We start from the raw sequence: 25,983 nt of genomic DNA, 5'->3' as shown, positions 1-25,983 counted from the left end.
ACCCAAGCCAGGGTCCTTGAGCGTCAGGACCGTGGCTTGGGCTTTGGCGTTTGTGTCGGCGTCGGCGCGCGCAGGTCTAGCGACGCACCTGCTTGAGGGTTTCGGCAATCAGGAAGGCCAGCTCCAGTGACTGGTCGGCGTTCATGCGTGGGTCGCAGTGGGTGTGGTAGCGGTCCGACAGTGCATCTTCGGTGATCGGACGGGCGCCGCCGATACACTCGGTGACGTTCTGCCCGGTCATCTCGATGTGGATACCACCGGCATGGCTGCCTTCGGCCTGGTGAACCTGGAAGAACTGTTTGACCTCGCTGAGGATCTGCGCAAAGTCTCGGGTCTTGTAGCCGCTGCTCGCCTTGATGGTGTTGCCGTGCATGGGGTCGGAGCTCCAGAGCACCTTGCGCCCCTCGCGTTCCACGCTGCGAATCAGCGCCGGCAAGTGGTCGCCGACTTTTTCCGCGCCCATGCGCACAATCAGGTTGAGGCGCCCCGGGTCGTTTTCCGGGTTGAGCACGTCAATCAGGCGAATCAATTCCTCGGTGTTCATGCTTGGGCCGACCTTGACCCCAATGGGGTTGTTCACCCCGCGCAGGAACTCGACATGCGCGCCGTCGAGCTGGCGGGTGCGGTCGCCAATCCAGAGCATGTGCGCCGAGCAGTCGTACCAGTCGTTGGTCAGGCTGTCGCGGCGCACGAAGGCTTCTTCGTAGTTGAGCAGCAGCGCTTCATGGGCGGTGAAGAAACTGGTTTCGCGCAGCTGCGGTGCGCTGTCCAGGCCACAGGCGCGCATGAAGGCCAGGGTTTCGTCGATGCGGTCGGCCAGTTGGCTGTACTTCTCGGCCAGGGCCGAGTTGGCGATGAAGTCCAGGTTCCACTTGTGCACCTGATGCAGGTCGGCAAACCCGCCCTGGGCAAAGGCGCGCAGCAGGTTCAGGCTGGCAGTGGACTGGTGGTAGGCCTGCAGCAGGCGCTCTGGATCCGGTACGCGGCTTTTTTCATCGAAACCAATGCCGTTGACGATGTCGCCGCGATAGGCGGGGAGGGTGACACCGGCGATGGTTTCGTCGCCCGCCGAACGGGGTTTGGCAAATTGTCCGGCCATTCGGCCGACTTTCACCACCGGGCAGCCGGCCGCAAAGGTCATGACAATGGCCATTTGCAGGAGCACTTTGAAAGTGTCGCGAATTTTTGCCGCTGAGAACTCCGCGAAGCTTTCGGCGCAGTCGCCGCCTTGCAACAGGAAGGCGCGGCCCTCGGTGACTTCCGCGAACTGACGGCGCAGTTCGCGGGCTTCGCCGGCAAACACCAGCGGTGGATAACTGGCCAGCGTCTGCTCGACCTTGTGCAGGTGCGTCGCGTCAGGGTAGGTCGGTTGTTGCTGGATCGGCAGGGCGCGCCAGCTGTCAGGACTCCAGGGTTGGCTCATCGCAGACTCGGTTGTTATCGGATTATAAAGAGGGCTGGGGTCATGGTAACAGTTGCAAGGCGCCTTGTTGCACTGCCTGCATTGGCGGACAATGGCGGTTTTGCTTGGGCAGGCATCGGTGCCGGGAGACGAGATGACAGAGGAGCGGGTAGAGCGGCTGCTGGCCCAGGTTCACGACGAGTACGGCACCATCAGTGTGCTGGAGGTCGAGGACTACCGCTTCCTTGAGTTCGGTGAGGCCATAGAGCAGAGCTGTGTGTTCACGGCCGATCCAAGCTGGCTGGAGTACGACTACACCCGTGCCATGCTGATTGGCGCGTTGTGCCATGCCGAGCCGGAAAGTGCCTTGTTCCTCGGGCTTGGTGCCGGCACCCTGACCCAGGCCTGCCTGAAGTTCCTGCCGCTGGACGATGTCGAGGTGATCGAGCTGCGCCCGGATGTGCCGCGCCTGGCCATTGAGTACCTGGGGCTGGACGACGACCCGCGCCTGTATATCCGCGTGGGCGATGCGGTGGAACTGCTGGAAACCGCCGAAACCGCCGATCTGATTTTCGTCGACCTGTATACCGATCACGGACCGAGCGTGGGGCATCTGGCCTGGCGCTTTTTGGAGAACTGCCAGAAACGCCTCAATCCCGGCGGTTGGCTGGTGATCAACCAGTGGGCGGCGGATGACGGCAAGCCGCTGGGGGCTGCGTTGTTGCGCGGGTTGTATCATCGGCACTACTGGGAGCTGCCGGTGAAGGAGGGTAACGTCATTCTGCTGGTTCCGGCAGACCTCGAGCAGACGCTGGACATGCCTGGCCTTGTCGCTCGGGCCGATGCATTGGCACCCCGTCTGGGCTACTCGTTGCAACCGTTGATCGGAGCGATCCGCCCGGCGAGTTGAGGCGGCTGCTGAAATAATCGATTCAGCCCATGCCCCGGGGCGATATGCGCATAATCCGGGGCGCCGCTCTATGCTGTCATCTTTCGATAAAAAACTCTCACGTGAAGCGCTATTTCAGGTATAGTACGCGCCGGTCTTTTACTAGACCTCGTCTTAGGTAGTGCAATTTCCCGAAGCCAGCTTCGGCTGCGCGTCCGCACAGCGGACTCTCCTTGACGTTCCTTTTTCTTCAATCGTTTTCGCAAATCCCCGCCGACAAAGCTGCCAGGGTGACCCGTGGGTCTTACAAGGCATGCGCAGCTTTGGAGCATGGGTCTTTGCGGATGCACTTAGAGGCAGACCCATGACCCAGGAAACCGGCGGCTTCGCCGCTCTCGACCTTCATCCGAGCATTGTTGCTGCTGTATTGGCTACCGGCTACGAAGAGCCATCCGCCATTCAGCAACAATCGATCCCGATTATTCTCGCCGGTCATGACATGATCGGCCAGGCGCAGACAGGTACCGGTAAAACCGCTGCCTTCGCACTGCCAATCCTGAATCGCATCGACCCGAGCAAGCGCGAGCCGCAAGCCCTGATCCTGGCGCCAACCCGTGAGTTGGCGCTGCAAGTAGCCACCGCCTTTGAAACCTACGCCAAGCAAATGCCGGGCGTAACCGTGGTGGCCGTGTACGGTGGTGCCCCAATGGGCCCACAATTGAAAGCAATCCGTAACGGCGCGCAAATCGTCGTTGCTACCCCGGGCCGTCTCTGCGACCACCTGCGTCGTGATGAGAAAGTCCTGGCGACCGTCAATCACCTGGTGCTCGACGAAGCCGACGAAATGCTCAAGCTGGGCTTCATGGACGACCTGGAAGTCATCTTCAAGGCCATGCCGGAAAGCCGTCAGACCGTACTGTTCTCGGCGACCTTGCCTGCTTCTATCCGTGCCATCGCCGAGCGCCACCTGCGCGATCCGAAGCACGTCAAGATCCAGAGCAAGACCCAGACCGTAACGGCCATCGAGCAGGCTCACCTGATGGTCCACGCGGACCAGAAAGTAGCCGCTGTCCTGCGTTTGCTGGAAGTTGAAGAGTTCGATGCGCTGATCGCCTTCGTACGTACCAAGCAAGCGACCCTGGACCTGGCCAGCGCCCTGGAAGCCAAAGGCTACAAGGCTGCAGCACTGAACGGCGACATCGCCCAGAACCAGCGTGAGCGCGTCATCGACTCGCTCAAGGATGGCCGTCTGGACATCGTCGTCGCGACCGACGTTGCTGCTCGTGGTCTGGACGTACCGCGCATCACTCACGTGTTCAACGTTGACATGCCGTACGATCCTGAGTCTTACGTTCACCGTATTGGCCGTACTGGCCGTGCAGGTCGTGAAGGCCGTGCACTGCTGCTGGTCACCCCGCGTGAGCGTCGCATGCTGCAGGTTATCGAGCGTGTAACGGGCCAGAAAGTTGCCGAAGTTCGCCTGCCGAACGGCCAGGCTGTTCTGGATGCGCGTATCAAGAAGCTGACCAACAGCCTGGCGCCGCTGGTAGCCGACGCTGAGTCGACTCATGGCGACCTGCTGGACCGCCTGACCGCCGACATCGGTTGCAGCCCACGTGCCCTGGCTGCTGCCCTGCTGCGCAAAGCAACCAACGGTCAGGCGCTGACCCTGGAAGCGGTTGAGCGTGAACAGCCACTGGTGCCGACCTACACTCCGCGTGAGCGTACTGCGGGTGATCGTCCAGAGCGCAGTGATCGTGAGCGTCGTGCGCCAATGCCGCTGGGCGAAGGTCGTGCTCGTTGCCGTACCGCGCTGGGTGCGCGTGATGGTATCGCTGCCAAGAACCTGCTCGGCGCTATCCTCAACGAGGGTGGCCTGGCACGTGAAGCAATCGGTCGCATCCAGGTGCGTGACAGCTTCAGCCTGGTTGAGCTGCCAGAAGACGGTCTTGAGCGTCTGCTGACCAAGCTCAAGGACACTCGCGTTGCCGGCAAGCAGCTGAAGCTGCGTCGCTACCGCGAAGATTGATCCGCGCGTCATAAAAAAATCCCCGACTGGTTCGGGGATTTTTTTTGCCTGTCGGCTGGGTGAATGGCTCAGTCGAAGCGGTAAATGTCCATTCCCAATGCACCCAGGGTGAAGCCTTGGTGAACAATGCTGAAATGCTCGCCTGCGCCGCGAGCGAAGTACAGCGGCAGCAAGTGTTCATCGCTGGGGTGGTTGCGCACCGCAAACGGTGCCTGGCGGCGATAGTCCAGCAGCGCGGCATCGTCACCGGCTTCGAGCTTTTCCACCATCCAGTCGCGGAATGCCAGTGCCCAGGGTTCTACGCTGTCCGGGCCTGCGTGCCAGGATAGCTCGCGCAGATTGTGGGTGATGCTGCCGGAGCCAATCAGCAGGATGTTTTCCTGGCGCAGCGCAGCCAGGGCATTACCAACCCGTTCCTGTAACTGTGGGCCCAGGTGGCTGGGCAGGGACACTTCTACGACCGGAATGTCGGCCTGTGGATACATCAGTGACAACGGTACCCAGGCGCCATGGTCGAATGGGCGCTGTGGGTCGAGCGAAGCCGTCAGGCCGGCGTTTTTGAGCTGCTCGACAATCTGGGCTGCCAGTGCTGGTGCGCCGGGGGCGGGGTACTGAACGGCAAAGAGTGCCGGTGGAAAGCCACCAAAGTCATGCCAGGTTTTCGGGCTTGGGTGGCTGCTCACGCACAACGCCTGGCTCTCCCAGTGCGCAGAGACCACGATGATGGCTTTGGGTCGAGGCAGTGCTTCTGCCAGTCGTGCGAGGGCAGGGCCGCTCTCGCCGGGTTCCAGGGCGAGCATGGGCGAACCGTGGGAAATAAACAGACTGGGCAGCATGGAAGAGGTCCTGAGGTTAAGATGGGGTTATCTTCTGTCAGTTCATTTATCTAAATCTAATATAAGTTTTCGTATCATTTGATCGAAATTTTGGAGCCATTCATGCAGCCGGAATTTTGGCATGACCGCTGGGCGCGTAATCAAATCGGTTTTCACCTGGATCAGGTCAATCCTTACCTGCAGCGACACTGGCCCAGCCTCGGCTTGATGGCAGGCGACAAGGTGCTGGTGCCCTTGTGTGGCAAGAGTCTTGATCTGTTCTGGTTGGCCGGGCAAGGGTTGCGGGTGCAGGGTATTGAGTTGTCCGAGCGTGCGGTAGAGGCGTTTTTCAGCGAGCATCAGTTGCATCCGCAGGTATCTCGACGTGGCGCTTTCAAGGTCTACCAGTGCGAGGGGCTTGAGCTCTGGTGTGGCGATATCTTTGCCCTGACCGCCGAAGATGTTGGCGATTGCTCGGCCCTGTATGACCGTGCAGCCCTGATTGCCTTGCCCGCACCGATGCGCGAGCGCTATGCCAGCCACCTGCAAGCGTTGCTGGCGGCACACGCCAAGGGGCTGTTGATCACACTGGACTACGATCAATCAACGATCGACGGGCCGCCCTTTGCCGTACTTGAGGCAGAAGTCCGTGCCCTGTACGCAGGGTGGCGGGTTACCCTTGGAGAGACACGAGACATTCTCGCGGAGAGCCCAAAGTTCCAGGCAGCGGGAAGCGCGGGCTTGTTGGAGCATGTGTATCGGCTCGAACGCTGACCACAGGCCAGACACCCCGCTGATGCCATCGCAGGCTGTAGGAGCCGGGCTTGCCCGCGATGCAAACGCCGCGAACTCACAGGCACCCCACTGACGCCATCGCAGGCAAGCCAGCTCCAACAGAGCCCGAGCAACCTGTAGGAGCCGGGCTTGCCCGCGATGCAAACGCCGCGAACTCGCGGGTACCCCACCGACGCCATCGCAGGCAAGCCTGCTAATGCAACCTGTAGGAGCCGGGCTTGCCCGCGATGCAGACGCCGCGCACTCACAGGCACCCCACCGACGCCATCGCAGGCCCGCCTGCTAATGCAGCCTGTAGGAGCCGGGCTTGCCCGCGATGCAGACGCCGCGCACTCACAGGCACCCCACCGACGCCATCACAGGCACGCCTGCATCCCACAGGAAATGCAGCGTTCTGCACACAAAAAAAGGGCGACCTGAGTCGCCCTTTTGTCTATTGCGTAACGGTCAGCCGTGACGGCGCAGGGCGTCGATACGGTCTTCCAGCGGTGGGTGGCTCATCAGCAGACCCGCCAGGCCATGCTTGAGGCCGCCATTGATGCCGAAGGCATTCAGAGTGTCAGGCATGTGCACCGGTACGCCCTGTTCCGAACGCAGGCGCTGCAGGGCGCCAATCATGGCGTTGGTGCCGGCGAGGCGGGCACCGGCTTCGTCAGCGCGGTATTCGCGTTTACGCGAGAACCACATGACGATCATGCTGGCGAGAATGCCCAGTACCAGTTCGGCAACGATGGTCGCAACGTAGTAGGCAATACCTTGGCCTTCTTCGTTCTTGAAGATTACCTTGTCGACAAAGTTACCGATGATGCGGGCAAAGAACATCACGAAGGTGTTGACCACGCCCTGGATGAGCGCGAGGGTAACCATGTCGCCGTTGGCAACGTGGCCGATCTCGTGGGCCAGAACTGCGCGTACTTCGTCGGGTGAGAAGCGTTCCAGCAGGCCTTGGCTGACCGCTACCAGGGCGTCATTGCGGTTCCAGCCGGTCGCGAAGGCGTTGGCCTCGTAGGCAGGGAAAATACCCACTTCCGGCATCTTGATACCGGCTTCGCGGGAGAGCTCTTCAACAGTCTGGAGCAGCCATTGCTCGTGACGCGTGCGCGGCTGGCTGATGATCTGCGTGCCGGTGCTCATCTTCGCCATCCACTTGGAGATGAACAGCGAGAACAGCGAGCCGGCGAAGCCGAACACAGCACAGAAAATCAGCAGTTGATTGAGGTTGAGGTCAACCCCGTTGGCTGCCATGAACCCGTTGAAGCCAAACAGACTCAGGGTAATGCTGGCAATCAGCACAACCGCGAGGTTGGTGGCCACAAACAGCAAGATGCGCATCATGGTTGTTACGTTCTCCTGACGGATAAAAATGTAGCGTATGCGGGTATATAAGGTGCCCGCCCCGCTGATTCAACCGGGGGACTATTTCAAACTGTGTACTTACCCGCGTGGCAGGCACCGGATTTTTTCGCGCGCCAACGCTGTAATGGCTGTAGGAAAAAACCTTATTAGGTGTGAGACCTGCGCCAGGGGCGGCGCAGGCTGGTTTCGCGGTGCGTTACTGCTTGTACGTCTTGAGGAAATTGCCGATACGACCGATTGCCTGTTCCAGGTCATCCACACGTGGCAGTGTCACGACACGGAAGTGGTCCGGCCATGGCCAGTTGAACGCAGTGCCCTGGACGATCAGCAGCTTCTCGGAGAGCAGCAGGTCGAGAACAAACTTCTCGTCGTTGAAGATCGGGCAGACTTTCGGATCGATTTTCGGGAACGCATAGAGTGCACCCATCGGCTTCACGCAGCTGACGCCGGGGATGTCGTTGAGCAGTTCCCAAGTGCGATTGCGTTGCTCGAGCAGACGGCCCTGTGGCAGTACCAGGTCGTTGATGCTCTGGTAGCCGCCCAGTGCGGTCTGGATGGCGTGCTGGCTCGGCACGTTGGCACACAGGCGCATGTTGGCCAGCATGTCGATGCCTTCGATGTAGCTCTGGGCATGCAGCTTGGGCCCGGAGATGGCCAGCCAGCCGGAACGGAAGCCAGCAACCCGGTAGGACTTGGACAGGCCGTTGAAGGTCAGGCAGAGCAGGTCGGGTGCCAACGAGGCGGTGCTGATGTGCACGGCTTCGTCATAGAGAATCTTGTCGTAGATCTCGTCGGAGAACACTACCAGGTTGTGCTGACGTGCCAGCTCGAGCATGCCCAGCAGCAGTTCGCGGGAATACACCGCGCCGGTCGGGTTGTTCGGGTTGATGATCACCATGGCCTTGGTGTTTGGTGTGATCTTGGCCTTGATGTCGTCCAGGTCTGGGAACCAGTCGGCCTGTTCGTCGCACAGGTAGTGAACCGGTTTGCCACCCGCCAGGCTGACTGCGGCGGTCCACAGTGGGTAGTCCGGTGCCGGGATCAGGACTTCGTCACCGTTGTTGAGCAGTGCCTGCATCGACATCACGATCAGTTCGGATACGCCGTTGCCCAGGTAGATGTCTTCGATGCCGACACCTTCTACCTGTTTCTGCTGGTAGTACTGCATCACGGCCTTGCGCGCACTGAACAGGCCTTTGGAGTCGCTGTAGCCTTGTGCAGTCGGCAGGTTGCGGATCACATCCTGGAGAATTTCCTCCGGTGCCTCGAAACCAAAGGGCGCCGGGTTGCCGATGTTCAGCTTGAGGATGCGGTGGCCTTCCTCTTCCAGGCGTTTGGCGTGCTTGAGCACCGGGCCGCGAATGTCATAGCAGACATTGGCGAGCTTGTTCGATTTGCTGACCTGCATGATGTGATCCCGATTAGAAAAGATCGCCGCGCATTGCGCTGTGAAAACGTTTGAAATGCGTGTAACGCGGGTGCCAGACTGGCGTCTGATGAGGCGCAATAATACGTGCCACCCGCGTTGCCGAAAAGACACGACGCGGGCTTTTTCCGTTACAGAGGTTTCCCCATGGACAAGATCGACAAAACCCTCGACGAATGGCGTGCAATGCTTGACCCGGAGCAGTACCAGGTCTGTCGTCTGAAGGGCACCGAGCGGCCGTTCAGTGGCAAGTACAACGCAACCAGGACTGATGGCGTCTACCATTGCATCTGCTGCAGCGCGCCGTTGTTCGACTCTCGGGCAAAATTCGATTCGGGCTGCGGCTGGCCCAGCTTTTACGAGCCGATTGCCGACAGCGCCATGATCGAAATCCGTGATACCTCGCACGGCATGATCCGTACCGAGGTGACGTGCGCGGTCTGCGATGCCCACCTTGGGCATGTGTTTCCCGATGGCCCGCCGCCGACAGGCCTGCGTTATTGCATCAATTCGGTGTGCCTGGACCTGGTTCCTCGAACCTGACCTGTGGACTATTCAAGGAGAGTCGGTCATGGCTGACGCACTGTTGAGCATCCCTTGCACCACGATCAAGGGTGAGCAGAAAACCCTGGTGGACTTCCCGGCCAAGGCGGTGTTGCTGGTCAATACCGCCAGCGAATGCGGGTTCACCGGGCAGTACAAGGGCCTTGAGCAGCTCTGGCAGCGTTACCGTGAGCGAGGCCTGGTGGTGCTGGCATTTCCCTGCAACCAGTTCGGTAAGCAGGAGCCGGGTGATGAACGGGCCATTGCAGGTTTCTGTGAGTTGAACTTCGGCGTCAGCTTTCCGCTGTTTGCCAAGGTCGATGTCAACGGGCCTGCGGCTCATCCCTTGTTCGTTGAGCTGAAAAAGCGGGCCCCGGGGTTGCTGGGGTCTCAGGCGATCAAGTGGAACTTCACCAAGTTCCTCTTCGACCCGGCAACGGGCCGGGTCAGTCGTTTTGCGCCCAGTACCAAGCCGGAGGCCTTGGTGGAGCAGATCGAGTCGCTGCTCAAGTGAGCACTGTCGGCAGTATGCGGCGTGTTACAGGGGCACCCACTGATTGATCAGGGTGAGCAGCTCCTCGCGGCGAAACGGTTTGGCCAGGTAGTCGTTCATGCCCGCCGCGCGGCAGCGCTCACGTTCCTCGGGCATGGCGTTGGCGGTCAGGGCGATAATCGGCAGCGTTGGCCAGCGTCCGCTCTGGCGGATCCTCCGGCTGGCCTCGTAGCCATCCATCACCGGCATGTTGCAGTCCATCAGCACCAGGTCGAAGTCGTTTCGCTCAAGCTGTTCCAGAGCCTCCACGCCTTGCTTGGCGACACTGACGTCGCAGCCGAGCTTGGCCAGCATGCCTTTCGCGACCAGTTGGTTAACCGGGTTGTCCTCGACCAGCAGGATGTGTGCTCGACGCTCGCTGTTCGGGCTGCCCTGCTGGGGTGGCGAGGTGGGGCTGTCTGAGTCGTGCAGGGCGCGTTGCAATGACTGGTACAGGGCGCTGCGGGTGAGGGGGCGTGCTTGTTGTTGCAAGGGCGCCAGTTGTGCGGCGTGTTCGCTGGACAGGAAGTTACCGTATGCCGTGATCAGCAGGATCGGTGCTGTGACGGTGGGGCGCAGGTCGAACAGCCCGCTCAGGTTGTCGGTGATCAGCAGATCAGGTTGCTGTTCGGGCAGCGTGTCGAGGTTGTCGTGCCGCCGATAATCAAGGCCCCAGGCAGGCAACAGTGTCGCCAGCAGTTCATCCAGGCCGCTGTCTGCAGTGCTGATGGCAGCAATCCGTCCTTGTAACGGTGCTGGTGCGATTGCCAGCGTGTGGGCTGGCAACGGTAACTCGGCACTGAACTGGCTGCCAAAACCTGCTTCGGAACTGATGCTGAGGCGGCCTTGCATGGCCTCGCAGAGATTATTGGTCAGGGTCAGGCCCAGGCCGGTGCCACCATACTGGCGTGTGATGCCAGCCCCGGCCTGGGTGAAGGGTTGAAATATCCTGACTTGTGCATCGTAGGGAATACCAATGCCCGTATCGCAGACATCCAGGCGTACGCCGCCAGATTCGCTGCGCAGGCGTACGTCCACGCGCCCAAAGCGGGTGAATTTCAGGGCGTTGGACAGCAGGTTGCTGACGATCTGCCTGACCCGAGTCGGGTCGCCAAGCACCAGGGCTGGAAATTTCGGATCGATCAGGCAGGTGAGCTCGACGCTGGGGGCGGCATTCTGCGAAAGCAGGCTGGCGGTGTCCTCCACCAGTGTGCCGAGGTCGAACGGGATTCGTTCCAGCTCCAGCTGTCCGGCATCGAACTTGGAGAGGTCCAGAATATCGTTGAGCAGTTCCACCAGTACTTTGCCTGAGTCGTGGGCAATCGACAGTTGCTGGCGCTGTTCGGCATTCAGTGGGCTGTCCAGTGAAAGTGCGATCATGCCCAGCAAACCGTTCAGCGGTGTGCGGATTTCGTGGCTCATGTTGGCCAGGAAGGCTGCTCGAGCCTGCGCCATGTCCAGGGCGCGGCGTCGGGCGACTTCGAGTTCTTCATTGGAACGGCTGAGGCTTGCGTTGCTGGCCCGCAGTTCATTGGTGCGTGCCGAGACGATGTTTTCCAGTTCGCTCAGGTAGTCAGTCAGGCGATTTTCGGCATTGCGCCGTTGTTGGATCTCGGTCGCCATGCTGACGAATTGCTGGTTGGCGACTTTTACCAATACCCCAATCTCATCCTGTTCATGGCCTGGCGGGAAGGAGAGCTTGTTTTGGTTGGGGTTGCGTGAGTCACTGTTGCTCAGCGCACGGATTACCCGAACCAGCGGTTTGGTCAGCATGAAGTAAAACAGGGTCAGCAGAATGCACGTCAGCACCAGGCTGCGTACAAAGCCGCTGAGCAGGGTGACTTCCGCACGTTTCAGGAAGCGGCTGCCGAAGGCGAAGGTATCGACTTCCAGAAACAGCGTGCCGAGGTACTCATCCGGCATGTGGCTGAGCTGCAGGCGTTCCTGGAATTCACGATGTTCGCCGAACAGAAAATCGCTGAGCACCCGGTAGCGGCTTTCCAGGCGTGGGCGCTGGACATCAGCCAATACGGTGTCGTTGTTGTCGATCAGGCGTACCTGGATGATCGCGGGCGACTGCAGCAGGCCCTGAGCCAGTTCCTGGGCGAGCTCCGAGTCGATGTTGTAGGCAATTCGGGAGGCCGGGTTGTGACTGATTTCCAGGAGTGCACGCATCTCGCGGTTGATGGAGGCGTCTTCACTGGCATAATCGATGCCGATCTGGAGAAGACTGAGCAAGGTACCCAGGACGAAGCCTGCCAGGACTGTCAGCCTGGCTTGCTTATAGGACAGGCGATTGGTGAACTTGATATCCATGGGTTCCGAGCCAGTTTCACATTCCGTGCGCTGCGCAAGCATAGCCGATCAGCCCCGGCTCCTGGCACGTCCTGTTGCATATTCCGCTTGCCCATTTGCCTGAATCTGTCTTGAGGAATTGATGTGGACTCTCGTGTGAATGCTTTTCTTGAGCGCGCTGAAGCTGTATTGGCGCGGTTGGAACCTCTTTTGCCTGCGCCACGCCCGGCCATTGATTGGGGGCATTGCCTGGCTGCCCGTTGGCAGCGTGAAGGGCGCAGTGGCTTCCTGCTGCCGCTGGACGTGAGCCTGGACATGCGCTTGTCCGACCTGATCGGCATCGATCAGCAGCGTGAGCAGTTAAGGCGCAATACCCGTCAGTTTCTCGATGGTATGCCGGCCAACCATGCGCTGCTGTGGGGATCGCGTGGCACGGGTAAATCGTCGTTGGTGCGCGCGTTGCTGGCAGAGTATGCGACGGCAGGTTTGCGGTTGATCGAAATCGAGCGTGACCACTTGGCGGATTTGCCGCGGGTGGTTGAGCAGTTGCACAAACTGCCTCAGCGCTTTGTGTTGTTCTGTGACGACCTCTCGTTCGAGGCCGGGGAGGGCGACTATCGCGTGCTCAAAAGTGTGCTGGATGGTTCGTTGGAGCAGGCGCCGGACAATGTGTTGTTATACGCCACGTCCAACCGTCGGCACCTCGTGCCAGAGAAGCAGAGCGACAATGAAAACTGGAAAATGATCGACGGCGAGCTTCACCCCAACGAGGCGGTGGAGGACAAGATCGCCCTGTCTGACCGTTTTGGCCTGTGGCTGTCGTTCTATCCCTTCACTCAGGAACACTTTCTGGATGTGGTCGAGCACTGGATCAGTCAGCTGGCGCAAGCCTCGGACCTGGTCTGGGTTCGTGATGAAACACTGGAAAAGGCTGCGATTCGCTGGGCCACGGGGCGTGGCAATCGTAATGGCCGTTGTGCTTATCAGTTCGCCCGTTACTGGGTAGGACTTAAATTGCTGGAGCAGAAACATGATTGATTTGAATGCAACCGGTGCCGGCTTGTCTGGCTATGGTCTGCTGGCTGCGCAACTGGAGGCCTTGCTGGCTGACGAGCGCGACTTTATTGCCAATGCTGCTCAGTTCTCGGCCTTTCTCTATAGCCAGGTCGATGACCTGAACTGGGCGGGCTTCTACCTTAATCGTAACGAAGAGTTGGTGTTGGGGCCGTTTCAGGGGCAGGTTGCCTGTGTGCGTATTCCGTTTGGCCGTGGGGTGTGCGGTGCCGCTGCCGCTACTCGGCAGACCCAGCGGGTTGAAGATGTGCATGCGTTTCCAGGGCACATTGCCTGCGACAGCGCCTCGAACAGCGAGCTGGTGATCCCGCTGGTCAAGGACGGGTGCTTGATTGGGGTGCTGGACCTGGACAGCCCGAAGCTTGCGCGGTTTACGGTTGAGGATCAGGCCGGGCTGGAACGTCTTGCCGAGATCTTCCTGCGCTCAACGGACTGCTCCCGGGGGAGGTAGGCAGCACGCTGCTCACGGGCAAGTCTGCTTCCAGGGTGTTGCACACGGTATGGAAGCGGGGCTCGCTAACATTGCAGGCGTTGTGTTCTCACTGACACCCCCTGATGCCGTTGCAGGGGGTGTTTCCTGTTTCAGTCGTAGATGACTTTCTTCTTCCAGTCTTCCGTGGTGTCGGACTTCAAGCCCTCGGTGAGTTCGTTGACCTCGTCTTCGGCAGGTTCAAGCGTACTCAGCACCTGTGCATTGGCGCGCGCCAGCAGCTTCTCCATATAAGCGAGCTGCTCCTGGTAGACAGCAGGTTCCGGCTGCTTTCGCAGGTATTGCACGCCGCGCTCGAAGGCCAGGCGGGCATGGCCCGGTTGGTTCTGCTGCAAGGCCTGTTGGCCCAGGTTGTTGAAGAACTCGATATGCAGCAGCACCAGGATATGACGGACTTCCTTGACCCAGTACTTGGCTTCGTTGGTCGGCAGGAAACCTTCCTGGGCCGCACGGGTCACTTGATTGTGCAAGCCTTCAAGCAGAAAGCGCACATCCTTGGCGCGGGCTTCGGTCTGGATCGGCCCTGGCGGGTTGTTTACCGGCAAGGCCTCACCTTTGGCAATCAATCCTTCCAGTTCGGCGATGCGCGCCTTGATCTCACTGTTGTGCTTGTCCAGCGCCAGTTGGCGCAGGTTCAGGTTGAGCTCCAGGCGAGTCAGCAGCAGCTTCAAGGCCGGGGTCATCAACTGGCCAGGAAAGGTTTCTGTGATTTCGCCACAACGGCGCAGGCGTTCGGCCAGCTCGACTTTCAGTCGGGCCCGCTCCAGCTTGTTGTTCTCGACTACATTGTTCAGGTAGCCGATCACGATCAATAGTGCGATCCCGGCCACTATAAGCAGGGTGATCAGAAGTGGTGTCACCGTTAACGCCTCATGCAGGGTTATTTACCGTTTGAGTGTAGTGGCTTAGCTTTTAACCGGATAGACCTGTTCGAGGGTCGTCGCTCATCAGTAAAGGCGCAGTGCCTTCCCCTGTGTCGGCTGATCCTGCCGAGCCTTGAGCGGGCTGGAAAGCAGGGGGAAGTCATTGATTTAAATAAATTTGTATCTGGGGGTTGACGACTCTTCAAAGCACCCCTAGAATGCGCGCCACTTGCAGCGTAAAGCACACAGCGAAACGCAGCAGGGAGTGAAAAGTTGTAGTGTGTCCCCTTCGTCTAGTGGCCTAGGACACCGCCCTTTCACGGCGGTAACAGGGGTTCGAGTCCCCTAGGGGACGCCAATGCGGGAATAGCTCAGTTGGTAGAGCACGACCTTGCCAAGGTCGGGGTCGCGAGTTCGAGTCTCGTTTCCCGCTCCAGTTTTAACGGTCTTGCCCAAGGGCAGGGCTGGTAAGAAAATCCAGGTTAGGGTCTAAGATTCTGATCTGGTCACTGAAACATGCGTTGCATGTTTTGGGCAGCGTCCCCTTCGTCTAGTGGCCTAGGACACCGCCCTTTCACGGCGGTAACAGGGGTTCGAGTCCCCTAGGGGACGCCATTTTGCGGGAATAGCTCAGTTGGTAGAGCACGACCTTGCCAAGGTCGGGGTCGCGAGTTCGAGTCTCGTTTCCCGCTCCAATTCAAAGAAAACGCCGTTCGATTGAACGGCGTTTTTTTTGCCTTTGAAAAGCCCATGCACGGTATTTTCCGCCTCAGGATCAGGCCTGTGCGGTTTGCTGCTCTGGCTTTGCTGCGCTGGTCGTTGTGTCAGTAGCCTTGAGCGGTGTTCAGGCAGCGCCCTTGAAGAGCCCTGCCTTCACCTTTGCGTTGTCTTAGTGCTTGCTGTCGTCGTTCGACATGCTCAGCAGCTGTTTTTCCTGGTTCCAGTCGAACGGCTCGTCATTCTGCTCCGCTTCATAGCGGCGCTCTTCCAGTGCCTGATACAGGTCCAGCTCGTCGTCTGGCATGAAATGCAGGCAATCGCCACCGAAGAACCACAGCAGGTCGCGTGGCACCAGGTGGGCAATCTGTGGGTAACGCTGAATGACCTGGCACATCAGGTCCTGGCCCAGGTATTGGCTTTCCAGTGGGTCTTGTGGAAGTTGCGTCAGCAGTTCGTCGAAGCGTTCGAGGAACAGGGCATGGCTCTCTTCCGGTACCTGTTCGGCCTCGCCCAGTGCAACCAGAATGGTGCGCAGGTGGTTGAGCAGGTTGAGATGGTAATCCAGATGCGCGTTGGCCATGCTGGCGATCCTCTTGAGCAAAACGGGCGCGGGAGTATACGGCCCCCGGCGCCCGATGTCCCGGTTCGATTGCCTTTAGCGCACCTTGCCGGCGACCGGTAGCAGTGCATCCTTGTCGAAGGCGTCCACGTCAATGACCCGGCGTCGCGCCCGTTCTGCAGCGTGCAGGGTGAGTGCTTCGCTGGCCTGAAGAACACCAGCCTGCAAGGCTGCGTCAATGGGGGACTGCCCGGGCGCGGGCACTACCTGACCGCTTTTCAGGGCCTGGTGCAGGGTGTGCTGCAATGGTTCACTGGCGACGAGTTGTTGGCTGGCATGGTGCAAGGCGCCAACCGGGTCTTCGGCGTTCTCTGGCCGGTAGCAGCCGGACAGCAGCGCCTCCAGTGCCGGGTCGCCTTGCGCTCGACCGATCAGCGCCGCGACTTCAGCGTCCAGTTCATCGCTTGGGCCGGTATGGCGGCGCCCAAACGGAAACACCAGCAGCCGCAGCGTGCAGCCGAGAAAGCGATTGGGGAAGTTGTCGAGCAAGCGGTCCAGGGCTTTTTCAGATTGGCCGAGGTTTTCTTCCATGGCCCAGCGCAGCAACGGTTGCAAGTGATCGGGTGACGCCTGGTCGTAATAGTGCTTCAGTGCTGCCGAGCTCAGGTACAGGTGGCTGAGCACATCACCCAGGCGAGCCGAAAGCCGTTCGCGCCGTTTCAAGCTGCCTCCCAGCAGCATCATGCACAGGTCTGCCAGCAAGGCAAAGGCGGCAGCCTGGCGATTCAGGGCGCGGAAATAGCCTTGGCTGAGGGCGTCGCCCGGCGCTTTCTCGAAATGCCCCAGGCCAAGGCCGAGTATCAGGGTGCTGGCGGCATTGCCCATGGCAAAACTGATGTGGCGCAGCACAAGGGCGTCGAACTCCTTGAGTGCCTGATCGTGGTCCTCGCGCCCGGCCAAGGCCATTTCCTTGAGCACAAAGGGGTGGCAGCGGATTGCCCCCTGACCAAAGATCATCAGGTTGCGCGAAAGGATATTGGCGCCTTCGACGGTGATGAAGATTGGCGCACCTTGCCAATTGCGGCCCAGGTAATTGTTCGGCCCCATGATGATGCCCTTGCCGCCATGAACGTCCATGGCGTGCTGGATGCATTCGCGGCCGCGCTCGGTCAGGTGGTACTTGAGAATGGCCGAGAGGACCGACGGTTTTTCCCCGAGATCGACCGCCTTGGCCGTCAGTATGCGAGCGCTGTCCATCAACCAGGCGTTGCCGGCGATGCGCGCAAGGGACTCCTGGATGCCCTCGAAGGCGGCCAGCGGCACGTTGAACTGCTCACGAATTCGCGCGTATTGGCCGGTCACCAGGCTGGTGTACTTGGCAGCGCCTGTACCCACAGCCGGCAGTGAGATGGAGCGGCCCACCGAGAGGCAGTTCATCAGCATCATCCAGCCTTTGCCCAGCATGGCTTGGCCGCCGATGAGGTAATCCAGCGGTATGAACACATCTTTGCCGCTATTGGGGCCGTTCATGAAGGCGGCACCGAGCGGTAGATGACGTTTGCCGATCTCGACACCGGGCGTGTCGGTAGGAATCAGCGCCAGGCTGATGCCGAGGTCGTCTATGTCGCCCAGCAGGTGTTCGGGGTCGTAGGCTTTGAAGGCCAGACCCAGCAGGGTGGCTACCGGGCCAAGGGTGATGTAGCGCTTTTCCCAGTTCAGGCGCAGGCCGAGCACTTCCTGACCTTGCCATTGGCCCTTGCAGACGATGCCGGTGTCGGGCATCGACCCGGCATCGGAGCCGGCCAGTGGCCCTGTCAGGGCAAAGCAGGGGATTTCATCGCCGCGTGCCAGGCGAGGCAGGTAATGGTTGCGTTGTGCTTCGGTGCCATAGTGCAGCAGCAGCTCGGCAGGGCCCAGCGAGTTGGGAACCATCACGGTGGAGGCCAGATCGCCGCTGCGGGTCGCCAGTTTCATGGCGACCTGTGAGTGGGCATAGGCCGAGAAACCCTTGCCGCCATATGCTTTGGGAATGATCAAGGCAAAGAAGCCCTGTTCCTTGATAAAGGCCCAGGCCTCAGGGGGCAGGTCGAGGTCCTGGCTGATCTGCCAGTCGCTGACCATGGCGCAGAGCTGTTCGGTCGGGCCGTCGATGAAGGCCTGTTCCTCTTCGCTCAATTGTGCTTTTGGGTACGCCAGCAGGGTGTTCCAGTTCGGGCGACCGCTGAACAGCTCGCCATCCCACCACACCGAACCGGCATCGATTGCGTCGCGCTCGGTTTGTGACAGGGGGGGGAGCGTGCGCTGGAACCAGGCAAACAAGGGGGCGCTGAACCATTTAAGGCGCAATTCTGGCAGCACAAAAATGCATGACTTGATGATCAGCATCAACCAGAGCAGGGTCATCAACCACGTGGGGGCGCTGCTGAACAGGCCCATTGCCAGCAAGTAGGCAGCAACGATGCCCAGAATCGGCAGTACAGCGATGCGGCGATGCATCAAGTAGGCTGAACCGACTACGAGAACCACGAACCACAACAGCAACATAGGTCTTCCTCCGTGAAACGTCAGGGCAACGGGTCGTCCCTGACAGCGTAGACGGCATCGCCCAAACGGCCGCCTCAGATCACTGACCGTGGCGCTGGGCAGGTGTTCAGTAGTGAGTGTGTCGAACGATTACCTGAGCAAACGACTGGGTTAGACTGAGGGCACCACAAATGGCTTAAGGATTTGTCATGCTCAAGATTTGGGGCCGAAAGAACTCGACCAATGTCAGGAAGGTACTGTGGTGTGCAGAGGAGCTGGGCCTGGACTACCAGTCGATTGACGCTGGCGGTGCTTTCGGGGTGGTGCAAGAGCCGGAATACCTGGCGAAGAATCCGAATGGGCTGGTGCCACTGATCGAAGAGGACGGCCTGGTGCTGTGGGAGTCCAACACCATCGTGCGCTATCTGGCGGCACGTCATGCGCCGGATTCGAGCTGGTACCCGAGCGATGTTCGGCAGCGGGCCGAGGCGGAAAAATGGATGGACTGGGTAACCTCCTCCTTGGCTACGCCGTTTCGCCCATTGTTTTGGGGCATGCTGCGGACACCGGCAGAACAGCGTGATTGGGTCGCCATCAACGCAGCGCACAAGACCTGCGCCCAGGTCTTGTCAATTGCCGATCAGGCGCTGGCGCGGCAACCTTACCTCAGCGGTGATGCACTCGGCGTTGGCGATGTGCCGCTGGGCTGTTTCGCCTATGCCTGGTTCGAGATGCCCATTGAGCGTCCAGAGATGCGTCACCTGCGTGCCTGGTATGAACGGCTGAAGGAGCGCCCGGCCTATCAGGTTGCCGTGATGACGGCGCTGACCTGATTGCAGCGCTTATTCTGATAGTTATTATCGATACACGTGACTGTACTTGTGTGGCCGCGCCCCTCACCATGGCCACTCAGCCTGTTGTTCTTAAACCCTTCCACACTGGTGCATAGACCCGTTATGAGTTCTGCTCTGTCCATAAGGCAGCTAACCAAGACCTACGGCAACGGCTTCCAGGCCCTCAAGGGCATTGACCTGGATGTCGCCGAAGGTGACTTTTTTGCCTTGCTCGGCCCCAATGGCGCCGGCAAATCCACCACCATCGGCATCCTCTCCACGCTGGTGAACAAGACCAGCGGTACCGTGAAGGTCTTTGGCCATGACCTGGACCGCGAACCTGCCGCGCTCAAGCGCTGCCTCGGCGTGGTGCCCCAGGAGTTCAACTTCAACCAGTTCGAGAAGACGTTCGACATCGTCGTGACCCAGGCGGGTTACTACGGCATTCCGTCGAAGGTGGCCAAGGCGCGTGCCGAACAGTATTTGACCCAACTGGGGCTGTGGGACAAGCGCAATGTGCCATCGCGTTCGTTGTCCGGTGGCATGAAGCGCCGCCTGATGATTGCCCGGGCGCTGGTTCATGAGCCGCGCTTGCTGATCCTCGATGAGCCAACCGCTGGTGTGGACATCGAGTTGCGGCGTTCGATGTGGAGTTTCCTGACTGAGCTGAACGAGCAGGGCATCACCATCATCCTGACGACGCATTACCTCGAAGAGGCTGAGCAACTGTGCCGCAACATCGGCATCATTGATCACGGCACCATTGTCGAAAACACCAGCATGCGCAAACTGCTCGGTTCGTTGCATGTGGAGACCTTCCTGCTCGACCTGAAGCAGGAGTTGCCCCAGGCCCCGCAGTTGGCCGGCTACCCGTGCCGACTGATCAGCCCGCACACCCTGGAAGTCCAGGTGGACAAGGCCATGGGCATCACCGCGCTGTTCGGCCAATTGGCCCTGCAGAACATCGAGGTGCAAAGCCTGCGTAACAAAACCAACCGTCTTGAGGAGCTGTTTGTGTCCCTGGTGGAGAAGAATCTGGCGAAGGTGGCGGTATGAGTTCGGAGCTGCGCGGCAATCTGGTCGCCCTCAACACTATCGTCTACCGCGAAGTGCGCCGTTTTACCCGGATCTGGCCGCAGACCCTGCTGCCGCCGGCGATCACCATGGTCTTGTATTTCGTGATTTTCGGTAACCTGATCGGTCGGCAGATCGGTGATATGGGTGGCTTCACCTATATGGAATACATCGTGCCGGGCCTGATCATGATGTCGGTGATCACCAACTCCTATGGCAACGTGGTTTCCAGTTTCTTTGGCAGCAAGTTCCAGCGCTCCATCGAGGAGCTGATGGTCTCGCCAGTGTCGCCACACACCATCCTTATTGGCTACACCCTGGGTGGCGTGTTGCGCGGGTTGGCGGTAGGGGTCATCGTGACCCTGTTGTCACTGTTCTTTACCCAACTGCAGGTGCACCATCTGGGTGTAACGGTGTTGGTGGTGTTGCTGACGGCAACGATCTTCTCGCTGTTGGGCTTCATCAACGCAGTGTTTGCACGTAATTTCGACGATATCTCGATTATCCCGACATTCGTGCTGACCCCGTTGACCTACCTGGGGGGCGTTTTCTACTCGATCAACCTGCTGCCGCCGTTCTGGCAGACGGTATCGTTGGCCAACCCCGTGCTGCACATGGTCAACTCGTTCCGCTACGGCATACTGGGCGTGTCCGATATTCGCATTGGCGTGGCCATCAGCTTCATGCTGGTCGCGACCGCCGTGCTGTACGTCGGCTGCGTGCGGCTACTGGTCAGTGGTCGAGGAATGCGTAGCTGATTTTTCCTTGCGCTGGCGCCACTGCCTGCCCACCCACCAGCGCCAATAGAGCATGGTCAGGCAGTAGGCCAGCCCACCCAGCAGCAGGCCGCAGACCACTGAGCCCAGCAGGAAGGGTTGCCACAGTGTCGAGAGCTGATCGGTGATCCATTCCCAGGTCAGCTCGTCGGGCAGGGTGCGGGGAGGGATCTGCATCAGCCAGGCGCCCATCTGATAGGTGCAGAAGAACACCGGCGGCATGGTAATCGGGTTGGTCAGCCAGACCAGGCTGACGGAAATCGGCATGTTGCCCCGCGCCAGTATCGCCAGGCTGGCGGCCAGCAACATTTGCATCGGGATCGGTATGAATGCGGCGAACAGGCCGACGGCCATGGCGCGTGCCACTGAATGGCGATTCAGGTGCCAGAGGTTGGGGTCGTGCAGCAGTCGCCCGAGAAAGCGTAAGGATTTGTGTTCCCGAATGCTGGTCGGATCGGGCATGTAGCGTTTGAAAAGTCGACGCGGCATGTGGGTTCTCGGCGTTCTTGATCCGCCAGTATGCACGGATTCTAAAAGCCTCCAATTCAGACTTTGTGACAATTAATAAGCAAGCATATGCCGTCGCTGATCTAAGCCTCTGGGGTGATTCTTTTTCAGGAGCTTCAGATCATGCGCACAGGGATGATTGCGCTTGCACTCGGGCTGTTATGCCTGCGTTGGCTTCCTGCACTGCCTTCGGTCGGGGTGTGGGTTGCGCTGATACTGCTTGGGCTGTGCTGTCTGCCGTCGCGGGCCTACCCCTTGGGGTGTTTCCTGCTGGGTTTTTGCTGGGCCTGTGTATCGGCGCAAGGCGCGCTGGATGATCGCCTGTCGCCAGAGCTGGACGGCCGCACGCTGTGGGTGGAGGGGCGAGTGGTTGGCTTGCCTGAACACACGGCGCAGTCGGTGCGCTTTGAACTTGCCGAGGTCACCTCACGCCGCGCCCAGTTGCCTCAGCGCTTGCGTCTGAGCTGGTATGGCGGGCCGCCTGTTAACAGCGGAGAGCGCTGGCGCCTTGCCGTCAGCCTCAAGCGTCCGGCGGGCCTGCTCAACCCTCATGCGGCCGATCAGGAAATGACCCTGTTGGCGCGTCGTATCGGCGCGACCGGCAGTGTCAAGGACGGTGAGCGCCTGGCGCCCGCGAGCATGGCCTGGCGCGACGCGATTCGACAACGGCTAATGGCGGTCGATGCCCAAGGGCGCGAAGGGGTACTGGCTGCCCTGGTGCTAGGCGATGGCAGTGGCCTGGCACGCGCTGACTGGCAGGCGCTGCAGGCCACCGGCACGGTACACCTGTTGGTGATCTCAGGGCAGCACATTGGGTTGCTGGCCGGGTTGGTCTATGCGGTGGTGGCGGGGCTGGCGCGTTTCGGGCTCTGGCCGCGTGCGCTGCCCTGGTTGCCCGCGGCCTGCTTGCTGGCGCTTGCCGCTGCGCTGGGGTACGGCCTGCTCGCCGGGTTTCAGGTGCCAGTGCGTCGAGCCTGCATCATGTTGGCGGTGGTGTTGCTCTGGCGTCTGCGTTTTCGTCATCTGGGGGTAACGCTGCCGTGGCTGCTGGCGCTCAATGCGGTATTGCTGATTGAACCGCTGGCCAGCCTGCAGCCGGGGTTCTGGTTGTCCTTTGGTGCTGTCGCGATCCTGATCTTCACCTTTAGCGGGCGGCTGGGTGCCTGGCGTGTCTGGCAGGCATGGACCCGGGCGCAATGGATGATCGCCTTGGGGTTGCTGCCATTCTTGCTGGTGCTTGGGTTGCCCGTGAGCCTCAGTGCGCCGCTGGCCAATCTACTGGCGGTGCCCTGGATCAGTCTGCTGGTGTTGCCCGTAGCCCTGGCAGGGACGTTACTGCTGGGTGTGCCGGTTCTCGGTACAAGCCTGCTGTGGCTGGCAGGTGGTTTGCTCGATGTGCTGTTTCGTGTGCTCGGGCAGGTCGCCGACTGGCAGCCGGCCTGGGTGCCGGCTGCCTTGCCGTTATGGGCATGGCTGCTGGTCTGCCTTGGGGTGTTCCTGGTGTTGTTGCCCAAAGGGCTGCCGATGCGGGTATTGGGTTGGCCTGCTGTCCTGCTGGCGGCGTTTGCCCCGCGTGATGAGGTGCCAGAGGGGCAGTTGGACGTCTGGCAACTGGATGTAGGGCAGGGGCAGGCCTTCATTCTGCGTACCCGTCACCACACCCTGTTGTATGACGCGGGGCCGGCCATGGGGGAGGTCGATCTGGGGGAGCGCATCGTACTGCCTACGCTCCTTAAGCTGGGGGTGAGTACGCTCGACCTGATGTTGCTCAGTCATGCCGATGCCGACCACGCCGGAGGCGCGCTGGCGGTGAAGCGTGGTTTACCGGTTGCGCGGGTGCTGGCCGGTGAGGTGCAGAGGTTGCCCCAGGCCTTGCAGGCGCAGCCCTGTGTTGCCGGTGAACACTGGGAGTGGGATGGCGTACGCTTTTCTGTATGGCAATGGCACGATGCCGCCGACAGCAATCAAGGCTCATGCGTGTTGTGGGTCGAGGCGTCGGGTGAGCGTTTGCTGCTCACCGGGGACATCGATGCGGACGGTGAGCGCGCCTGGCTCCAGGCCGCGACAGCGCCCCACGTCGACTGGCTGCAGGCGCCCCATCATGGTAGCCGCAGCGCTTCCAGCCTGGCTTTTCTTGAGGCGTTGGCACCCAAGGGGGTCTTCATTTCGCGTGGGCGTTACAACGCCTTCGGCCATCCTCATCCCGAGGTGATGGCGCGTTTTGCGATGTTGGGTATCACGTCCTACGACAGCGCAGTGGAAGGCGCGCTGTCGCTGCGCTTGGGACGTTTTGCCGAGCCTGAAGGGATACGCAGCCAGCGGCGCTTCTGGCGTTAGCCGACATGACGACCTGCGGGCGGTGGGAGCCCTATGGTAAAGTGGCGGACTTTTTCGAGGGGGTCGTTACTGTGTGGGAATTGGTCAAGTCTGGCGGTTGGATGATGCTGCCGATCATTCTGAGTTCCATCGCCGCCATGGCGATCGTCGCCGAGCGCCTGTGGACCCTGCGCGCCAGCCGCGTCACCCCGCCACACCTGCTGGGTCAGGTCTGGCGCTGGATTCAGGACAAGCAACTCAATAGCGAAAAGCTCAAGGCCTTGCGCGCCGATTCGCCACTGGGCGAGATCCTCGCCGCGGGCCTTGCGAACTCGCGGCACGGTCGCGAAATCATGAAAGAGTGCATTGAGGAAGCCGCTGCCCGGGTCATTCACGAGCTGGAGCGCTACATCAATGCACTGGGCACCATTGCGGCCATGGCGCCACTGCTCGGCTTGCTGGGTACGGTGTTGGGCATGATCGATATCTTCAGCTCGTTCATGGGCACGGGCATGTCGGCCAACGCCTCGGTGCTGGCGGGCGGTATTTCCAAAGCGTTGATCACCACGGCGGCCGGCCTGATGGTGGGTATCCCTGCGGTCTTTTTCCACCGCTTCCTGCAGCGACGTATCGACGAACTGGTAGTGGGTATGGAGCAAGAAGCAATCAAGCTGGTCGAAGTGGTTCAGGGCGACCGTGATGTTGATCTGGCCGAGGGCAGGGCGTGAAATTCCGGCGCAAGCCACGGGAGACCGTGGACATCAACCTGGCCTCACTCATCGATGTGGTGTTCATCCTCCTGCTGTTCTTTGTGGTCACCACCACCTTCACGCGTGAAACCCAGTTGCGCGTCGAGTTGCCGGAGGCGGTCAGTGGTACGCCGGCCCCGGAGTCGGAGCTCAAGCAGCTGGAAATCACCATCAGTGCTGAGGGCGTGTACTCGCTGAACAATAACCTGCTGCCCAAGAGTGATCTGGCGACGCTGATCGATGCCTTGCAAAAAGAGTCGGGTGGGGACACCCGCCTGCCGTTGTCGATCAGCGCTGATGGCAAGACGCCGCATCAGGCGGTGGTCACCGCGATGGATGCGGCGGGCAAGCTGGGCTTCAGCCAGTTGCGCATGACCACGGTCGAGGCGGCGCCGGGGAATCCTTGATGGCCTTTGCCGATCGATTGCTCAAGGCCTGGTATGCCGGGCATCCGGCCCTTGCCTTGTTGCGGCCGCTGGAAGCCCTCTACCGGCGCGTGGTGTTGCGCAAGCGCCAGCGTTTTCTGGCCGGTGAGAGCAGCAGTTACCGTGCCCCGGTACCGGTGGTGGTAGTGGGTAATATCACCGTCGGCGGTACCGGCAAGACCCCCCTGATTCTTTGGCTGATCGAACACTGCCGCCGCCAGGGGCTGCGTGTCGGTGTGGTGAGCCGCGGCTATGGCGCCACACCGCCGCAGCTCCCCTGGCGCGTGCGTGCCGACCAGTCTGCTGCTCAGGCGGGCGATGAGCCGTTGTTGATCGTCCAGCGTAGCGGTGTGCCGCTGATGATCGATCCCGAGCGGTCGCGCGCGGTCCAGGCGTTGTTGGCTGCCGAGCCGCTGGACCTCATCCTCAGTGATGACGGTTTGCAGCATTATCGGCTGGCCCGCGATCTGGAACTGGTGCTGATCGATGCCGCGCGCGGCCTGGGCAATCGTCGCTGCCTGCCGGCGGGCCCACTGCGTGAGCCGGTCGAGCGCCTGCATGAGGTCGATGCGGTACTGTTCAATGGTGCTGCGGCCGACAGTGACGAAGGCTATGCCTTTGGGCTTGAGCCGACCGCGCTGGTCAATGTTCGCAGTGGCGAGCGTCGTGGCGTCGAGCATTTTCCGCCTGGCCAGGCCGTGCATGCGGTGGCCGGGATCGGCAATCCGCAGCGTTTCTTCAATACCTTGCAGGGGCTAAACTGGCGACCAGAGCCACATCCCTTTGCCGATCATGCGGTCTATAGCGCCGAGGCCTTGAACTTTACGCCGTCCTTGCCGCTGGTGATGACCGAAAAGGATGCGGTGAAATGCCGTGCCTTCGCCGCTGCCGACTGGTGGTACCTTGCTGTAGATGCGGTGCCTTCGCCGGCCTTCGCCCGCTGGTTCGACGGCCAACTGGCGCGTTTGCTGCCCGGGCATCGGCAACCCTGA

Annotated in this window: 22 protein-coding genes, 4 tRNA genes and 1 pseudogene; 18 read left to right on the top strand and 9 right to left on the bottom strand. The window is 60.5% G+C overall.

Translation table 11 applies throughout. From position 1 onward, the window contains the following. Window positions 1–76: 76 nt before the first annotated feature. Window positions 77–1,423, bottom strand: coding sequence for a class II 3-deoxy-7-phosphoheptulonate synthase (locus UIA24_RS18000; RefSeq protein ID WP_065760474.1), 1,347 nt, complete (start codon window positions 1,421–1,423; stop codon window positions 77–79). Between the two features lie 133 nt (window positions 1,424–1,556). Between UIA24_RS18000 and UIA24_RS17995 the strand changes: the two genes are divergently transcribed. Next, window positions 1,557–2,312, top strand: coding sequence for a spermidine synthase (locus tag UIA24_RS17995; RefSeq protein ID WP_065760473.1), 756 nt, complete (start codon window positions 1,557–1,559; stop codon window positions 2,310–2,312). 309 nt (window positions 2,313–2,621) lie between these two features. Beyond that, window positions 2,622–4,320: pseudogene (locus UIA24_RS17990) on the top strand (DEAD/DEAH box helicase). Window positions 4,321–4,388: 68 nt separating this feature from the next. Here UIA24_RS17990 and UIA24_RS17985 read toward each other — a convergent pair. Then, a complete protein-coding gene (locus UIA24_RS17985) occupies window positions 4,389–5,156 on the bottom strand; it encodes a DODA-type extradiol aromatic ring-opening family dioxygenase (protein WP_330523472.1) in 768 nt (255 codons plus the stop codon). Window positions 5,157–5,258: 102 nt separating this feature from the next. On the opposite strand from UIA24_RS17985, the gene UIA24_RS17980 reads away from it, so the two are divergent. Beyond that, on the top strand, window positions 5,259–5,909 hold the full coding sequence (locus tag UIA24_RS17980) for a thiopurine S-methyltransferase (protein ID WP_330523471.1): 651 nt from the start codon (window positions 5,259–5,261) through the stop codon (window positions 5,907–5,909). A 468-nt stretch (window positions 5,910–6,377) separates the two neighbouring features. Here UIA24_RS17980 and htpX read toward each other — a convergent pair whose 3' ends face one another. Both htpX and UIA24_RS17970 read right to left on the bottom strand, forming a co-directional pair. After that, window positions 6,378–7,265 (bottom strand): protease HtpX, encoded by an 888-nt coding sequence (htpX, locus tag UIA24_RS17975; RefSeq protein ID WP_065760469.1) that lies wholly within the window; start codon window positions 7,263–7,265, stop codon window positions 6,378–6,380. Window positions 7,266–7,482: 217 nt separating this feature from the next. Further along, the gene (locus UIA24_RS17970; protein ID WP_065760468.1) at window positions 7,483–8,694 is read right to left on the bottom strand and encodes a pyridoxal phosphate-dependent aminotransferase; all 1,212 of its coding nucleotides are present in this window, start codon (window positions 8,692–8,694) and stop codon (window positions 7,483–7,485) included. 165 nt (window positions 8,695–8,859) lie between these two features. On the opposite strand from UIA24_RS17970, the gene msrB reads away from it, so the two are divergent. Both msrB and UIA24_RS17960 read left to right on the top strand, forming a co-directional pair. Further along, on the top strand, window positions 8,860–9,255 hold the full coding sequence (gene msrB, locus UIA24_RS17965) for a peptide-methionine (R)-S-oxide reductase MsrB (RefSeq protein WP_065760467.1): 396 nt from the start codon (window positions 8,860–8,862) through the stop codon (window positions 9,253–9,255). 28 nt (window positions 9,256–9,283) lie between these two features. After that, entirely contained in the window at window positions 9,284–9,769 is a 486-nt protein-coding gene (locus tag UIA24_RS17960) for a glutathione peroxidase (protein ID WP_065760466.1), read from the top strand. A 24-nt stretch (window positions 9,770–9,793) separates the two neighbouring features. On the opposite strand, the gene UIA24_RS17955 is transcribed toward UIA24_RS17960, so the two are convergent. After that, window positions 9,794–12,145, bottom strand: coding sequence for a response regulator (locus UIA24_RS17955; RefSeq protein ID WP_330523470.1), 2,352 nt, complete (start codon window positions 12,143–12,145; stop codon window positions 9,794–9,796). An 81-nt stretch (window positions 12,146–12,226) separates the two neighbouring features. Here UIA24_RS17955 and UIA24_RS17950 point away from each other — a divergent pair, with 81 nt between their 5' ends. Both UIA24_RS17950 and UIA24_RS17945 read left to right on the top strand, forming a co-directional pair. Next, window positions 12,227–13,120, top strand: coding sequence for an ATP-binding protein (locus UIA24_RS17950; RefSeq protein WP_065760464.1), 894 nt, complete (start codon window positions 12,227–12,229; stop codon window positions 13,118–13,120). Then, window positions 13,113–13,607 (top strand): GAF domain-containing protein, encoded by a 495-nt coding sequence (locus UIA24_RS17945; RefSeq protein ID WP_330523469.1) that lies wholly within the window; start codon window positions 13,113–13,115, stop codon window positions 13,605–13,607. The genes UIA24_RS17950 and UIA24_RS17945 overlap by 8 nt, the downstream gene beginning before the upstream one ends. Window positions 13,608–13,738: 131 nt before the next feature. Here UIA24_RS17945 and UIA24_RS17940 read toward each other — a convergent pair whose 3' ends face one another. Further along, window positions 13,739–14,506, bottom strand: coding sequence for a hypothetical protein (locus UIA24_RS17940; RefSeq protein ID WP_065760462.1), 768 nt, complete (start codon window positions 14,504–14,506; stop codon window positions 13,739–13,741). Between the two features lie 285 nt (window positions 14,507–14,791). On the opposite strand from UIA24_RS17940, the gene UIA24_RS17935 reads away from it, so the two are divergent. The 4 genes from UIA24_RS17935 (at window position 14,792) to UIA24_RS17920 (ending at window position 15,204) form a co-directional block, all read left to right on the top strand. After that, window positions 14,792–14,867: transfer RNA gene (locus tag UIA24_RS17935), tRNA-Glu, on the top strand. 2 nt (window positions 14,868–14,869) lie between these two features. Continuing rightward, window positions 14,870–14,945, top strand: a tRNA-Gly gene (locus UIA24_RS17930). 103 nt (window positions 14,946–15,048) lie between these two features. Continuing rightward, window positions 15,049–15,124, top strand: a tRNA-Glu gene (locus UIA24_RS17925). Between the two features lie 4 nt (window positions 15,125–15,128). Next, window positions 15,129–15,204: transfer RNA gene (locus tag UIA24_RS17920), tRNA-Gly, on the top strand. Window positions 15,205–15,398: 194 nt separating this feature from the next. Here the strand turns inward: UIA24_RS17920 and UIA24_RS17915 are convergent. Continuing rightward, complete coding sequence (locus UIA24_RS17915) at window positions 15,399–15,809, bottom strand: PA2817 family protein (RefSeq protein WP_065761473.1); 411 nt, start codon at window positions 15,807–15,809, stop codon at window positions 15,399–15,401. A 75-nt stretch (window positions 15,810–15,884) separates the two neighbouring features. Next, entirely contained in the window at window positions 15,885–18,332 is a 2,448-nt protein-coding gene (locus UIA24_RS17910; protein WP_330523468.1) for an acyl-CoA dehydrogenase, read from the bottom strand. Between the two features lie 188 nt (window positions 18,333–18,520). Here UIA24_RS17910 and UIA24_RS17905 point away from each other — a divergent pair, with 188 nt between their 5' ends. The 3 genes from UIA24_RS17905 (at window position 18,521) to UIA24_RS17895 (ending at window position 20,976) form a co-directional block, all read left to right on the top strand. Continuing rightward, window positions 18,521–19,144 carry a glutathione S-transferase family protein gene (locus UIA24_RS17905; protein WP_099775465.1) on the top strand — a complete coding sequence of 208 codons (624 nt, stop codon included), beginning with the start codon at window positions 18,521–18,523 and terminating at the stop codon, window positions 19,142–19,144. A gap of 123 nt (window positions 19,145–19,267) precedes the next feature. After that, complete coding sequence (locus UIA24_RS17900; protein WP_065761470.1) at window positions 19,268–20,200, top strand: ABC transporter ATP-binding protein; 933 nt, start codon at window positions 19,268–19,270, stop codon at window positions 20,198–20,200. Further along, window positions 20,197–20,976 (top strand): ABC transporter permease, encoded by a 780-nt coding sequence (locus UIA24_RS17895; protein ID WP_099775464.1) that lies wholly within the window; start codon window positions 20,197–20,199, stop codon window positions 20,974–20,976. The genes UIA24_RS17900 and UIA24_RS17895 overlap by 4 nt, the downstream gene beginning before the upstream one ends. On the opposite strand, the gene UIA24_RS17890 is transcribed toward UIA24_RS17895, so the two are convergent. Next, window positions 20,944–21,483, bottom strand: coding sequence for a DUF2062 domain-containing protein (locus UIA24_RS17890; RefSeq protein WP_065761468.1), 540 nt, complete (start codon window positions 21,481–21,483; stop codon window positions 20,944–20,946). The genes UIA24_RS17895 and UIA24_RS17890 overlap by 33 nt on opposite strands. 141 nt (window positions 21,484–21,624) lie before the next feature. Here UIA24_RS17890 and UIA24_RS17885 point away from each other — a divergent pair, with 141 nt between their 5' ends. The 4 genes from UIA24_RS17885 to lpxK all read left to right on the top strand — a co-directional run bounded on the left by UIA24_RS17885 (window position 21,625) and on the right by lpxK (window position 25,983). Continuing rightward, window positions 21,625–23,838, top strand: coding sequence for a DNA internalization-related competence protein ComEC/Rec2 (locus UIA24_RS17885; RefSeq protein WP_330523466.1), 2,214 nt, complete (start codon window positions 21,625–21,627; stop codon window positions 23,836–23,838). A gap of 71 nt (window positions 23,839–23,909) precedes the next feature. Beyond that, the gene (locus UIA24_RS17880) at window positions 23,910–24,545 is read left to right on the top strand and encodes a MotA/TolQ/ExbB proton channel family protein (RefSeq protein WP_177442416.1); all 636 of its coding nucleotides are present in this window, start codon (window positions 23,910–23,912) and stop codon (window positions 24,543–24,545) included. Then, window positions 24,542–24,973, top strand: coding sequence for an ExbD/TolR family protein (locus UIA24_RS17875; protein WP_065761466.1), 432 nt, complete (start codon window positions 24,542–24,544; stop codon window positions 24,971–24,973). Before UIA24_RS17880 ends, UIA24_RS17875 begins: the two co-directional genes overlap by 4 nt. After that, complete coding sequence (lpxK, locus tag UIA24_RS17870; RefSeq protein ID WP_330523465.1) at window positions 24,973–25,983, top strand: tetraacyldisaccharide 4'-kinase; 1,011 nt, start codon at window positions 24,973–24,975, stop codon at window positions 25,981–25,983. The genes UIA24_RS17875 and lpxK overlap by 1 nt, the downstream gene beginning before the upstream one ends.

This window comes from Pseudomonas sp. AL 58, assembly GCF_036348395.1.
GTDB classification, from domain to species: domain Bacteria; phylum Pseudomonadota; class Gammaproteobacteria; order Pseudomonadales; family Pseudomonadaceae; genus Aquipseudomonas; species Aquipseudomonas defluvii.
The sequence above is the reverse complement of the archived record's forward strand: the minus strand, read 5'-3'. Positions and strand labels throughout refer to the sequence as shown.

Coding starts and splice junctions, on each gene's coding strand:
- UIA24_RS18000 (WP_065760474.1), bottom strand. CDS start 1,423: ATGAGCCAACCCTGGAGTCCTGACAGCTGGCGCGCCCTGCCGATCCAG.
- UIA24_RS17995 (WP_065760473.1), top strand. CDS start 1,557: ATGACAGAGGAGCGGGTAGAGCGGCTGCTGGCCCAGGTTCACGACGAG.
- UIA24_RS17985 (WP_330523472.1), bottom strand. CDS start 5,156: ATGCTGCCCAGTCTGTTTATTTCCCACGGTTCGCCCATGCTCGCCCTG.
- UIA24_RS17980 (WP_330523471.1), top strand. CDS start 5,259: ATGCAGCCGGAATTTTGGCATGACCGCTGGGCGCGTAATCAAATCGGT.
- htpX (WP_065760469.1), bottom strand. CDS start 7,265: ATGATGCGCATCTTGCTGTTTGTGGCCACCAACCTCGCGGTTGTGCTG.
- UIA24_RS17970 (WP_065760468.1), bottom strand. CDS start 8,694: ATGCAGGTCAGCAAATCGAACAAGCTCGCCAATGTCTGCTATGACATT.
- msrB (WP_065760467.1), top strand. CDS start 8,860: ATGGACAAGATCGACAAAACCCTCGACGAATGGCGTGCAATGCTTGAC.
- UIA24_RS17960 (WP_065760466.1), top strand. CDS start 9,284: ATGGCTGACGCACTGTTGAGCATCCCTTGCACCACGATCAAGGGTGAG.
- UIA24_RS17955 (WP_330523470.1), bottom strand. CDS start 12,145: ATGCTTGCGCAGCGCACGGAATGTGAAACTGGCTCGGAACCCATGGAT.
- UIA24_RS17945 (WP_330523469.1), top strand. CDS start 13,113: ATGATTGATTTGAATGCAACCGGTGCCGGCTTGTCTGGCTATGGTCTG.
- UIA24_RS17915 (WP_065761473.1), bottom strand. CDS start 15,809: ATGGCCAACGCGCATCTGGATTACCATCTCAACCTGCTCAACCACCTG.
- UIA24_RS17910 (WP_330523468.1), bottom strand. CDS start 18,332: ATGTTGCTGTTGTGGTTCGTGGTTCTCGTAGTCGGTTCAGCCTACTTG.
- UIA24_RS17905 (WP_099775465.1), top strand. CDS start 18,521: ATGCTCAAGATTTGGGGCCGAAAGAACTCGACCAATGTCAGGAAGGTA.
- UIA24_RS17900 (WP_065761470.1), top strand. CDS start 19,268: ATGAGTTCTGCTCTGTCCATAAGGCAGCTAACCAAGACCTACGGCAAC.
- UIA24_RS17895 (WP_099775464.1), top strand. CDS start 20,197: ATGAGTTCGGAGCTGCGCGGCAATCTGGTCGCCCTCAACACTATCGTC.
- UIA24_RS17890 (WP_065761468.1), bottom strand. CDS start 21,483: ATGCCGCGTCGACTTTTCAAACGCTACATGCCCGATCCGACCAGCATT.
- UIA24_RS17885 (WP_330523466.1), top strand. CDS start 21,625: ATGCGCACAGGGATGATTGCGCTTGCACTCGGGCTGTTATGCCTGCGT.
- lpxK (WP_330523465.1), top strand. CDS start 24,973: ATGGCCTTTGCCGATCGATTGCTCAAGGCCTGGTATGCCGGGCATCCG.